Consider the following 12,116-nt stretch of genomic DNA (forward strand, 5'->3'; position numbering starts at 1 on the left):
AACTACCTGTTTAGTTAAATTCTAATTCTAATTCCTGCGCCGCCAACAGTGATAAACGAGTTAAAAGCTCATCACTCGGCGTCACACACCATTGTGTTCCTAATGTTAACTCTGCTAATGCATCAGGACGCTGATATTTAATTTTTACCGGACACGTTCCAAACTTATATGGTTCTAGCACTTTTTTGAAATTATCAAAGAAGTTCGCGTCAATTTGAGCCATATTTAGCGTCATTTTTATTGCACTAATACGCTTTTCTCGCGCCTGAGCAATGGTAGAGATTTCTCTTGCGGTCATTGTAATGCCACCAGAGAAGTTATCAAAGCTGACCTGTCCAGATATTACCAAGATTTGGTTAATTTGCAGCATTTCTTGGTACATTTCAAACTGTTCAGGAAATAAGCGTACATCAATCCGGGCACTTTTGTCATCTAAAGTGATAAGTCCCCAACGTGCTCCCTTTTTGTTTATCAAGGTACGAGCATTGATGACCAGTCCCGCCGCGGTTGCTACCGTATCACGATTACCGGGTTGTAAGTCAACTAACTTGCCAGAGGTATAATATTTTAATTCTTTGCGATATTGATTAATTGGGTGGCCAGTTAGGTAAAGACCTAAGGTTTCTTTTTCCCCATTTAACCATTCTTTATCGCTGAGCGGCGTGGCTTTGATAAAGGCTTGTTCAACCTCCTCGGGCTCAACCGCAAGCAAACCAAATAAGTCACTCTGTCCAAGCGATTCAGCTTTGTGATGCTGCTCTGCCGACTTCATGGCATCCTTTAGGCTTGCCAGTAAAGTCGCACGCCCAGGCTGATCTCCATCAGGGCCAAGCTTATCGAGCGCCCCTGCGTATATTAGCTTTTCAATCACGCGTTTATTTAAGCGCTTTAAATCAACTCGCGCACAGAAGTCGAATAAATCTTTAAATTCTCCTCCCTTAGCTCGCGCTTCCAGGATAGCTTCAACGGGGCCTTCGCCCACGCCTTTTATCGCCCCTATACCATAGACGATCTCACCTTGACGATTTACAGCAAATTTGTAGACACCGGCATTCACATCTGGTGGTAGCAGCGTCAACTTCATGTTTTCGCATTCATCGACCAAGGTTACGATTTTGTCGGTATTATCCATATCCGCTGACATTACCGCCGCCATAAACTCGGCGGGGAAATGGGTCTTCATCCATAGCGTTTGGTAAGACACCAACGCGTAAGCAGCAGAGTGTGATTTGTTAAAGCCGTAACCCGCGAATTTCTCTACCAAGTCGAAGATTTTCATGGCAAGTTCGCCTTCGACGCCATTGTTTTTGGCACCATCTTCGAACGTTGCACGTTGCTTTGCCATTTCTTCTGGCTTTTTCTTACCCATTGCACGACGAAGCAAGTCTGCGCCGCCTAGGCTATAACCTGCAAGCACCTGCGCTATCTGCATTACCTGTTCTTGGTAAAGGATGATCCCGTAGGTTGGCTCCAGTATAGGTTTCAGGCTTTCATGCTGATATTGCGCATCAGGATACGATACTTCCTCGCGACCATGCTTACGGTCGATAAAGTTATCTACCATGCCCGATTGCAGCGGGCCTGGACGGAATAGCGCAACCAGTGCGATCATGTCTTCGAAACAGTCTGGCTTCAAGCGACGGATCAAGTCTTTCATACCACGAGATTCCAACTGGAATACCGCAGTTGTTTGTGCGTCTAGTAACACTTTAAAACTTGCAGGGTCATCCAGTGGGATGGCAGCAATATCAATCGGTTCTCGACTTTCTCTGCCAAGGCGTTCGTTCGCCATGTCGAGCGCCCATTGCAAAATGGTTAGCGTTCTTAGACCGAGGAAGTCAAACTTAACCAGACCTGCAGTTTCTACGTCATTCTTATCAAACTGGGTAACTGGGAATTTACCTTCTTCGTCACAATACAGTGCTGCAAAGTCGGTAATAGTGGTAGGCGAGATAACAACACCACCGGCGTGTTTACCCGCGTTACGTGTACAGCCTTCAAGAATACGACATTTATCGATCAGTTCACGAACTTCTTCGTCACTGTCATAAGCTTCAGGCAAGCGAGGCTCAACATCAAATGCTTTGGCAAGTGTCATACCAGGGTCGCCAGGTACAAGCTTGGAGATCCTATCTACGAAGCCATAAGGGTGACCAAGCACACGACCGACGTCTCGAATTACCGCTTTTGCCGCCATCGTACCAAAAGTGATGATTTGAGATACGGCGTCTCGACCGTAGAGTTTAGCAACGTGGTCAATTACCTCGTCTCGTCTATCCATACAGAAATCGACGTCAAAGTCTGGCATCGAAACCCGCTCTGGGTTAAGGAATCGTTCGAATAGAAGATCGAATTCAAGTGGATCAAGATCTGTGATCTTAAGCGCATATGCCACCAAAGAACCGGCACCGGAACCGCGACCAGGACCTACAGGGATGCCGTTATCCTTACTCCACTGAATGAACTCCATTACGATTAAGAAGTAACCTGGAAATCCCATTTGGTTAATAACGTCAAGCTCAACCTGCAGACGGTCGTCATATTCACCACGCTTTTCTTTGCGGTCATTTTCGTCAGGAAATAAGAACTGCAAACGTTCTTCTAGACCATCTTTCGACACTTTTACCAAGAAATCTTCAATCGCCAGATCACCCGTTGGATAATCTGGTAGGAAATATGTGCCAAGCTGTACCGTCACGTTACATCGTTTGGCGATTTCTACGGTGTTTTCTAAAGCTTCTGGAATGTCACTAAAGAGTTCTTGCATTTGCTCAGAAGTCTTTAAATATTGCTCTTTAGAAAAGCGCTTTGGTCGATTTTTATCTTCTAATGTATAACCGTCATGAATAGCAACGCGAATTTCATGAGCATCAAAGTCTTTTTCATGTAAAAACACCACTTCATTCGTCGCCACAACGGGTATATTACGCGCCGCCGCCACCTCCACAGCACCGTGGAGATATTCTTCTTCTTGTGCACGTGAGGTGCGTTGCAACTCGATATAAAAATGGTCGCTAAAATGCTGTTCGTAAAACGCTAGAGTCTCTTCAATGAGCTTAGGGTTACCTTTTAAGATAGCTTTACCTAAGTCGCCATCTTTCGCGCCGGAAATAAGGATCAGCCCTTCTTTATATTTTGCCAGCCACTCTTTATCAATAACAGGACGATGGAATACATGGCCGCGAAGATAAGCATCGGAGATCAACAAAGTCAGGTTTTTATAACCCTGATTGTTCTTAGCGAGAACGAGAATTCGGCTTGGCTCATCAGGAAATTGATCTGACTTAAGCCAAAAGTCCGCTCCAATTATTGGCTTAATCCCTGCCCCGTGGGCGCCGCTATAGAAGCGCACCAAACCACATAAGTTCATTTGATCGGTGATGGCAAGAGCAGGCATTGCAAGCTCTTCTGCCCTTGCCACAATTGGTTTAGTCTTAGCTAGACCGTCCACCATTGAGAAGTCACTGTGTACACGCAAATGGACAAACTGCGGGGCTGGCATGCTTACTCCTTCTCGGCCAAAATTCGTTGCACAGGCTTAAAGCTTGTACGATGATGCGGAGTAACCCCGTGTGTTTCAAGTGCAGCAAAGTGAGCTTTGGTTGGATAACCCTTGTGGCCTGCAAAACCAAACTCTGGATATTCCGCATCGAGTGCTAACATCTCATTATCTCGAGTGACTTTCGCCAATATGGATGCCGCGCTTATCTCAGCAACTAGGCTATCTCCTTTTACAACTGCAGTTGCCGCAACACTTAGCTTAGGTAAACGATTTCCATCAACAAATACATGATTTGGTTGAATTTCCAACCCTTCAACTGCGCGTGTCATCGCCAACATCGTTGCGTGAAGAATATTCAGATCGTCAATTTCTGCAACTGACGCTCTTGCAATACAGTAACACAATGCTTTTTCTTTTATTTCTTCTGCCAATGCAATACGCTTTTTCTCTGACAGCTTTTTTGAGTCGGTTAAACCAATAATCGGTTTGCTTGGATCTAAAATGACGGCTGCGGTCACAACGTCACCCACCAACGGGCCACGTCCTACCTCGTCAACGCCTGCAATATACTGCACATCAGGACGTTCAATTTGCATCTATCAACTCCATTACAGCCTGAGCCGCTTGTTTGCTGGCATTTAGGCGAATGTTCTCATGTATCTCGTAAAACTTTCTAACAAGCTTACTATTATTGCCTTTTAACATCGGGAAAAGCGCATCAGCAAGTGCGTCAGGATTACACTCTGCCTGTAAAAACTCAGGTACAAGTGGTGCATCGGCCAATAAATTCGGCAAGGCAAAGTATTTGATGTTAAAGGTAAAAAAGGTATTAAAAATCCAATAACTCTTAGGGTTCAGCTTATACCCTACCACCATTGGTTTCTTATATAGCATTGCCTCAAGTGTGGCTGTACCCGAGGCCAGTAAAACGGTATCCGCAGCTTGCATTGCCAGTGCTGATTGGCCATCAAGCATAATCGGGTTCAATTCCGGCGCAACTTCTTTCAGGGCTTCCAAAAACTGCGCTCTGCGTTTTTCGTTTACCAAAGGCACGACGATTTTTAAGTCGGGAATTTTATCGATTAGTTTTTTTGCGGTAGCAAGATAAGTGCGGCTCAATAAACCAACTTCAGAGCCTCGGCTCCCAGGAAGCAGTGCTAAAACCGTATCATCTTGGCTTAAGTTCAGCTGTGCACGCGCACCTGCGGTATCCGGTTCAAGTGGAATTTCATCCGCCAGCGTATGACCCACAAATGTACAAGGCACTTCATGTTTATCATAAAAGGCTTTTTCGAATGGCAGCAAAGACAGCACTAGGTTAGTCGCTTCGGCAATCTTGTGAATACGTTTTTGACGCCACGCCCACACACTTGGACTTACATATTGTATAGTTTTGATTCCAGCTGCTTTCAATGGCTTTTCAACACGCAAATTAAAATCCGGCGCATCAATACCGATGAATACATCAGGTGGATTATCAATAAAGTAGTTCACTAACTGCTTTTTAATTTTTAGCAAGCGAGGCAAGCGACCAAGCACTTCGACTAATCCCATGACAGCCAGTTCATCCATGTCGAACAGGCTTTTACAACCAGCTTGTTGCATTTTAGGACCACCGATCCCGACAAAATTAGCATTGGGGTAATGAAGTTTTAGCGCGTTTATCAGGCCTGCACCGAGTATATCGCCCGATAACTCTCCTGCGACCACGCCAATGGTGATATTTTTTTCGTTAGCCATTGTTATTTTTCAGTATAAAAAAACGCCATACAAAATGTATGGCGTAAGTATAACCTGTATTGCGGTTCAAGTTTAGCGGATCAAACCACGATTAGAAGTCGCAATAAAATCAATCATTTGCTGAACTGCTGCGAACTCAGAAGCATCTTCTTTTAGTGCTTCTAACGCATCCTCTAAACGCAGTCCCTTACGGAACAACGTTTTGTATGCGCGTCTTGTTGCCATAATTTCATCAGACTCAAAGCCGCGACGCTTTAAGCCTTCGGTGTTAATTGCAACGGGTCTTGCTGGCGTGCCAGTCGTTGTAACAAAAGGCGGCACGTCTTGATTCACACCCGAGTACATACCAATAAAGGCATGAGAACCCACTTTACAAAATTGGTGTACACCTGAGTTACCTGCAAGGATAACCCAGTCACCAATATGTACATGTCCGGCTACACTCGCATTGTTAGCGAAAATCACATTGCTGCCAATGACTGCGTCGTGTGCCACATGGGTGTAAGCCATAAATAGGTTGTTGCTACCAATTCGAGTGATCCCTTCGTCTTGAATTGTGCCACGATGGATAGTCGCACACTCACGAATAACGTTGTTATCACCAATAATTAGCTTGGTTGGTTCATCCTTGTACTTTTTATCTTGGCAGGCTTCCCCTACTGACGCGAATTGGAAAATGTGATTGCCTGAACCAATCTCAGATGGGCCTTTGATCACTACATGTGATTCAATCTTACAGTTATCACCAATGACTACGTCATTGCCAATATAACTATAAGGGCCTACAGAAACATTCTCGCCTAGACGCGCGCCTGATTCGATAATTGCGGTAGGATGAATAGCCATTAAAACTCTCTTCTAGCACACATAATTTCAGCTGAACACACAGTTTTGCCTTCTACTTTAGCTTCAGCACTGAATTTCCAGATATTACGGCGTTCTTTTTCGAACTTAACGTGCAAATGCATCGTGTCACCCGGTAGAACAGGTTGTTTGAAACGTGCATTATCAATCGCTGCAAATAAGTATAGTTCATTCTCGCTGCGATTCTCGACCGTTTTAAAACCAAGTAAACCTGTTGCCTGAGCCATCGCTTCTAGGATCAACACACCTGGGAAAATAGGTTGCTCTGGAAAATGACCTGTGAAAATAGGCTCATTAATCGTCACGTTTTTAATCGCGTGAAGATATTCACCAGGCTTAAAATCTACCACTTTGTCAACAAGCAACATTGGGTAGCGGTGCGGAAGAAGTTTTAAAATCTCTTGGATATCAAAGCTGTTTAATTCGTTAGCCAAAATAGCTTCCTTATTCTACATCAGTATCTTTAAGCTGTGCTGTCAGCAGCTCAAGTGCCTTCAGGCGCGACTTAAAGTCAGATAAATTGCGTAAGTGTGCAATAGACTTACGCCACTCTTTATTCGTTTGGTGAGGTAAACCAGAAGAATAGATCCCTGGCTCAGTAATTCCTTTAGTAACCATGCTCATACCAGTAATGACAACCCCATCACAAATTTCGTTGTGACCATTGATTGCTGTCATGCCACCAATTTGGCAGTACTTGCCGATTTTAACACTGCCCGCCAGTACCGTGCAGCCTGCGATGGCTGTACCGTAACCAACTTCAACGTTATGGGCAATTTGGATCTGGTTATCTAAAATGACGTTGCTATGAATAATGGTGTCTTCTAGCGCACCTCTATCAATAGAAGTACTCGCGCCAACTTCGACACGGTCGCCAATAATTACGGTGCCAACTTGAGGGATTTTAACCCACTCGCCTTTCTCGTTGGCGTAGCCAAAACCATCACTTCCTATTACGGCACCAGACTGGAATAGACACTGTTCGCCTATCTGTACTTCATGATAGACGGTTACGTTTGCCCAGAGTTTAGTCTTTGCGCCTATTTTGGCATGTTTTCCAATGAAACAGCCTGGCCCTATCTCAACATCATCACCAATCACAGCGCCATCTTCAATTACAGCGTTCGCACCCACACTGATGTTTGCACCAAGTGTTGCGGTATCAGAGATAACTGCTGTACGATGAACTCCTGATGCTGCGCTAGGTGTTGAGTCTAGCTTCTGTGCAAGTTTTGCATAGGCTACATAAGGATCTGCGATAATGAGTTTATTACCGGCAAAGTAATCCGCGTCTTTTTCACTCAAGATCACGGCGCCAGCAGTCGTACTTTCAAGCTGACCACGGTATTTGCTGTTGGCTAAAAACGCGATTTGGTCGTCTTTTGCCTGTGCGAGAGTGGCGATATTTCGAATTGATTTATCGCCATCACCTTGCAGCTGAGCACCTAGATACTCAGCAAGTTGAGATAAGGTGTGAAGTTTTGTCATTACTTATTGCTAACCGCTTTTACCACTTCTTCAGAAAGGTCGGCTACTTTATCAGGATTGAAGTAAATTGTCGTATCTTTTACTTTAACTTCATCAAACTTACCTTTTTTAGCAACAGACTCAATCGCATCTACGATTAGCTTTTGTACTTTAGCAAGCTCTTGGTTTTGACGAACTTTAATTTCTTGCTCTAGTGGACGACCTTTTTCAGCCAGTGTCTTTTGCATGCCTTGGATCTTTTCACGAAGCGCTTCTTTTTGCTCTTCACTCATCGTTGTCGCTTCGCGCTTAAATTTTTCAGCTTCAAAACGAATGTCACCTTGAATTTTCTCAAGCTCTTGACGACGTTCAGCAAACTCAGCTTGGAGTGTCTGTTCAATTTTTGCCATTTGTGGGATTTGCTTATACACTTCCTGCATGTCTACGATGCCTACTTTGTGTGCAAATGCGCTACCTGAAGCACCCATCATTAGTGCAGCTGTCATGGCTAGTGTTGATGATTTAATAAATTTTTTCACAATAAAACTCCTTAGAATGTATTACTGATATTGAAGCTGATCGTCTTCGTATCGTCTTCTTCTTCTTTTTTGAGTGGGTAAGCGAAACTGATCAGCATAGGTCCCATAGGTGAGATCCACTGAATCGATAAACCCGTTGATACTCTGAACCTTGATGGATCCGAGAAATCAGAAAGTAGATTGTATTGATCTTCTGGCAAGTTGTTATAACGGTCTACATCAAACTCAGTATCCCAAACGTTTGCCGCATCGACGAAGAAGCTGGTTCTTACCGAACTCGTGTTTTCTTCGTCTAGGAATGGCGTTGGTACGATAAGCTCAAGACCTGCTAGCGCTTTTGCGTTACCACCGATACGACCACCTAGATTTAGCGTATCAAATTGCTGATCGCCGCCAATACAGCTACCTGATGAACCATCTGGTTTAGGTGTGCCCGGAATACACTTAGGCGCACGCTGTACCGCTCGAGGTAGAATCGTGTTTCGGTCAAAGCCACGTAGTTCTTGCTCTGAAATACGGAAGAACTCTTGGAATGGCAATACTTGCTCAAAACCATTCGTCTCGCCATAACCGTTACCATAGCCTAAACCCGCTCTCGCTGAGAATACCCAACGATGATCATTGCTGATTGGCCAGTAAAAGCGTGAATCATAATTGATCTTGAAGAAATTAAGATCTGAGTTTGGTGTAGTAATACTTAAGTTCAAGCTTTGACGAGAACCGGCTGTTGGGAACATACCACGGTTAACCGTTACACGTGACCAACCTGCGCTTAACTCATATTTAGTAAAGTCATAATCTGCATTTGGATCGCTTTCGTTTAAGAAGCTCTCACGAAGTACTCGTGTTTGCTCAAAGTCCGAAATTTGCGAAAGGCTTTCTTCAATCCAACGAATACCAAAGTTAACACGGTTAATCGCATTAATTGGGAAACCAAAGTTGGTACCGATGCCGTAGCTCGTCGATTTGTAATCTACAATCCCGAACTCACTAGCATCGAACTTACTGTAGAAGATACTGCTGCCTTGCGACACACCGTCAGGCGTAAAGTAAGGATCGGTATAAGACACACTATAACGCTCCGAACCACGCGAAGTGTTGATATTGAAAGCAACTTGGTTACCAGATCCTAGGAAGTTTGACTCACTGACACCAATGTTAAACTGAAGGCCCGCATAAGAACCATAAGCCACACCTGCTTGGAAACTACCTGCTGGCTGCTCTTTTACTTTAAAGTCAACATCAACCTGATCTTCAACACCAGGAATTGGCTTGACTTCAAACTCTACCGATTCCATATATGGCAAACGTTGAATTTGAAGCTTTGAACGCTCTAAGTTTTGGTTAGACAACCATGCACCTTCAAGCTGCGTCATTTCACGACGTAACACTTCATCCGCTGTATTCTGGTTACCGTTCACTACGATTCGACGCACATACACACGCTTACCAGGGTCTACCGATAGCGTTAGTTGTACTTCTTTGTTTTCGTCATCAATTTCTGGAACGGTTCGCACTTCAGCGTTAGCATATCCAAAGCGTGCCAAATAACTCTTAATAAAATCTTCCGTTGCCGTTACAACTGAGCCGTTGTAAAGCTCACCAGCGCGAAGCGGCACAATACCTTTAATTAAGTCTTCACGACCTAGTAAGTCCCCAATGAAATCAAATCCTTTAACGGTATATTTTTCACCTTCGGTGATGTTCGCCGTAACATAAACTGACTCACGTTCTGGGCTTACTGAAACCTGCGTTGAGTCGATGTTAAAACGTAAATAACCACGGTCTAGGTAAAAACTGCGGATCTTTTCTAAATCGCCTTCAATGGTTTGCTTTTGATAACGGTCATTAGAGAGGAAGCGCCACCAAGGCAAGTCCTGCTGAGATTCAATTAGGCTAAGCAATTCTTCGTCCGAGAACAGCTCATTACCGACAAGGTTAATTTGACGTACGGAAGCAGCATCACCCTCTTCAAACTTCAGCATCAGCTTCACACGGTTACGTGGCAGTTCAACAATGCTGACTTCAACCTTAGCGTTGTATTTACCAATACTGTGGAAGAATTCTGTTAAGCCTTTTTCGATACTATCTAGTACCGTTCTGTCTAACGGCTCACCTTGGCGAATATTTTGCTGCTCTAAACTCTCGTTTAACTGCTCGTCTTTGATGTCTTTGTTACCATCAAATTCTATTGAGCTGATAGTTGGACGTTCTTTAACCTTAAAAATAATCTGATTACCATCACGGAATACCGCAATGTTGTCAAAGTGGCCAGACTTATACAACGCCTTGATTGTGCGTGAAATAGTAAACTGATCGACATTGTCACCAACGTTGATCGGAATATGTGTCAATGCAGCACCTAGTGCAACGCGCTGCAGCCCTTCTACTTTTAAATCTTCTACGATAAAGGAGTTTTGCCCTAAGGCAGCAAAACTAGCGCCCAGTAAACTGGTTACTGCAATGTGTTTTTTTATAGGCATTTTATTATCTTTATCCTTTACAACAATTTTGGCGCGATACGCTAAGGCCCACTACATCACAACATTCAAACGTTACAGCTTTTGTATTATGTTATCCGTTGTATGCTTGAACAAAAATGCAAACATCTAAACTGCATATAATGTGCGCTTTTTAGCACCGCACGGCTTAAAGCCGAGAAACATCATTAAATAGTGCAAAAAACGTTAAGGCAAGAAGAAGCGCTGCTCCAATCTTAAACCCAAACTCTTGTGTCTTTTCAGAGACTGGTTTTCTGCGAATTAGTTCAATTAAGTAATACATTAAATGCCCACCATCTAGGACAGGGAGCGGTAATAAGTTAAAAACTCCTAAATTCACGCTGATAAGCGCTAAGAAGCCTAAAAATGCAACTAACCCGTAACTAACACTATTTCCGGCACTAACCGCGATCCCCACAGGCCCGCTTAAGTTTTTTACCGAGACTTGGCCCGTGATTAAATTGCCGATCATGTCGAAACTTAAGGCAATCAAGTCGTAAGTTTTACGAATGCCAAGCACAATACTATCTAGGATGCCGTATTGTCTAGTTTCAATATAACCATTTGGCCATTTTTCCATCACAGGCACAACGCCCAAATAGCCTTGCACGACACCTTCTGGTGAAGTTTTTGCCTGAGGTGTTACCGTTAGGGTTTGTGGCTGGCCATCGCGCAAAATATCAATGCTTATGGCTTGATTTGCAGATTTTTGAACTCGGCTCACCAGCTGTTGCCACGATGCCAATTTGTCACCATTTATCGCAATCAGCGTATCTTCTACTTGTAAGCCACCTTTGTCGGCAGCTGCACCTTCTTCGATATAACCGAGCTGCAACGTCAGTGGCGGCCTATAAGGCGTAATGCCAACTGAGGTCAGTGGCGCTTCATCTTGCTTTTCCAGTTTCCAATCGCTCAAACGTAGCGTGCGAATCGCCAAGCTACCCTTATCGTCTTGTACTTTGGCAACCAACGATGGCTCACCTAAATGCGCCATTAACTCAAATGTGACGTCCTGCCATGAGTGCACTAACTCATCATTCAACGCAATGATGTGGTCGCCTGATTGAAATCCAGCATCCGCCGCGATACTGGTTGGTGTCACACCACCAACGACGGGTTTTACTGATTGAACCCCTACCATATACATTGCCGCTAACGCGACAATGGCAAACAAAAAGTTTGCAATGGGGCCCGCAGCTACCACAGCGATACGAGAAAGCACTGGTTTATTATTGAAGGCAAGATGACGCTCATGCTCGGGTACATCGTCAACGCGTTCATCGAGCATTTTGACATAGCCGCCAAGTGGAATTGCGGCGATAACGTATTCGGTTTGATGTTTGTCATACCACTTAACTAAAGGCTTACCAAAACCAATAGAAAAACGTAAAACCTTAACTCCTGCTTTTCTGGCAACCCAAAAATGGCCATATTCATGAACGGTAACTAAAATCCCTAAAGCAAGAATAAATGAGCCTAAGTGCCAGAAAAATTCAAACATAG

General features: G+C 44.1%; 9 protein-coding genes. All 9 read right to left on the minus strand.

Going from position 1 to position 12,116, the window contains the following annotated elements; genetic code table 11:
* Positions 1 to 10 precede the first annotated feature (10 nt).
* Positions 11 to 3,502, minus strand: coding sequence for a DNA polymerase III subunit alpha (dnaE, locus tag CWC03_RS08315; RefSeq protein WP_138581367.1), 3,492 nt, complete (start codon positions 3,500 to 3,502; stop codon positions 11 to 13).
* Between the two features lie 2 nt (positions 3,503 to 3,504).
* Positions 3,505 to 4,098 (minus strand): ribonuclease HII, encoded by a 594-nt coding sequence (gene rnhB / locus CWC03_RS08320; protein ID WP_138581369.1) that lies wholly within the window; start codon positions 4,096 to 4,098, stop codon positions 3,505 to 3,507.
* Positions 4,088 to 5,242, minus strand: a complete 1,155-nt coding sequence (gene lpxB / locus CWC03_RS08325; protein ID WP_138581370.1) for a lipid-A-disaccharide synthase — start codon at positions 5,240 to 5,242, stop codon at positions 4,088 to 4,090. Before lpxB ends, rnhB begins: the two co-directional genes overlap by 11 nt.
* Positions 5,243 to 5,314: 72 nt before the next feature.
* The gene (lpxA, locus tag CWC03_RS08330) at positions 5,315 to 6,088 is read right to left on the minus strand and encodes an acyl-ACP--UDP-N-acetylglucosamine O-acyltransferase (RefSeq protein WP_017216085.1); all 774 of its coding nucleotides are present in this window, start codon (positions 6,086 to 6,088) and stop codon (positions 5,315 to 5,317) included.
* Positions 6,088 to 6,540, minus strand: coding sequence for a 3-hydroxyacyl-ACP dehydratase FabZ (fabZ, locus tag CWC03_RS08335; RefSeq protein ID WP_010371351.1), 453 nt, complete (start codon positions 6,538 to 6,540; stop codon positions 6,088 to 6,090). The genes lpxA and fabZ overlap by 1 nt, the downstream gene beginning before the upstream one ends.
* Positions 6,541 to 6,550: 10 nt before the next feature.
* Positions 6,551 to 7,594, minus strand: coding sequence for a UDP-3-O-(3-hydroxymyristoyl)glucosamine N-acyltransferase (gene lpxD / locus CWC03_RS08340; protein ID WP_138581372.1), 1,044 nt, complete (start codon positions 7,592 to 7,594; stop codon positions 6,551 to 6,553).
* On the minus strand, positions 7,594 to 8,112 hold the full coding sequence (locus tag CWC03_RS08345; protein WP_010371344.1) for an OmpH/Skp family outer membrane protein: 519 nt from the start codon (positions 8,110 to 8,112) through the stop codon (positions 7,594 to 7,596). The genes lpxD and CWC03_RS08345 overlap by 1 nt, the downstream gene beginning before the upstream one ends.
* An 11-nt stretch (positions 8,113 to 8,123) precedes the next feature.
* Positions 8,124 to 10,595: an outer membrane protein assembly factor BamA gene (gene bamA / locus CWC03_RS08350; protein ID WP_138581374.1), complete on the minus strand. Its 2,472-nt coding sequence runs from the start codon at positions 10,593 to 10,595 to the stop codon at positions 8,124 to 8,126.
* 166 nt (positions 10,596 to 10,761) lie between these two features.
* A complete protein-coding gene (rseP, locus tag CWC03_RS08355) occupies positions 10,762 to 12,114 on the minus strand; it encodes a sigma E protease regulator RseP (RefSeq protein ID WP_138581376.1) in 1,353 nt (450 codons plus the stop codon).
* Positions 12,115 to 12,116: the final 2 nt, after the last annotated feature.

The sequence above is a fragment of the Pseudoalteromonas sp. S2755 genome (assembly GCF_005886535.1).
Classification (GTDB): domain Bacteria; phylum Pseudomonadota; class Gammaproteobacteria; order Enterobacterales; family Alteromonadaceae; genus Pseudoalteromonas.

What these genes read in the sequence shown, in the direction of transcription:
- lpxD (WP_138581372.1), bottom strand. Translation starts at nt 7,594, where the DNA reads ATGACAAAACTTCACACCTTATCTCAACTTGCTGAGTATCTAGGTGCT.
- rnhB (WP_138581369.1), bottom strand. Translation starts at nt 4,098, where the DNA reads ATGCAAATTGAACGTCCTGATGTGCAGTATATTGCAGGCGTTGACGAG.
- lpxB (WP_138581370.1), bottom strand. Translation starts at nt 5,242, where the DNA reads ATGGCTAACGAAAAAAATATCACCATTGGCGTGGTCGCAGGAGAGTTA.
- bamA (WP_138581374.1), bottom strand. Translation starts at nt 10,595, where the DNA reads ATGCCTATAAAAAAACACATTGCAGTAACCAGTTTACTGGGCGCTAGT.
- dnaE (WP_138581367.1), bottom strand. Translation starts at nt 3,502, where the DNA reads ATGCCAGCCCCGCAGTTTGTCCATTTGCGTGTACACAGTGACTTCTCA.
- rseP (WP_138581376.1), bottom strand. Translation starts at nt 12,114, where the DNA reads ATGTTTGAATTTTTCTGGCACTTAGGCTCATTTATTCTTGCTTTAGGG.
- lpxA (WP_017216085.1), bottom strand. Translation starts at nt 6,088, where the DNA reads ATGGCTATTCATCCTACCGCAATTATCGAATCAGGCGCGCGTCTAGGC.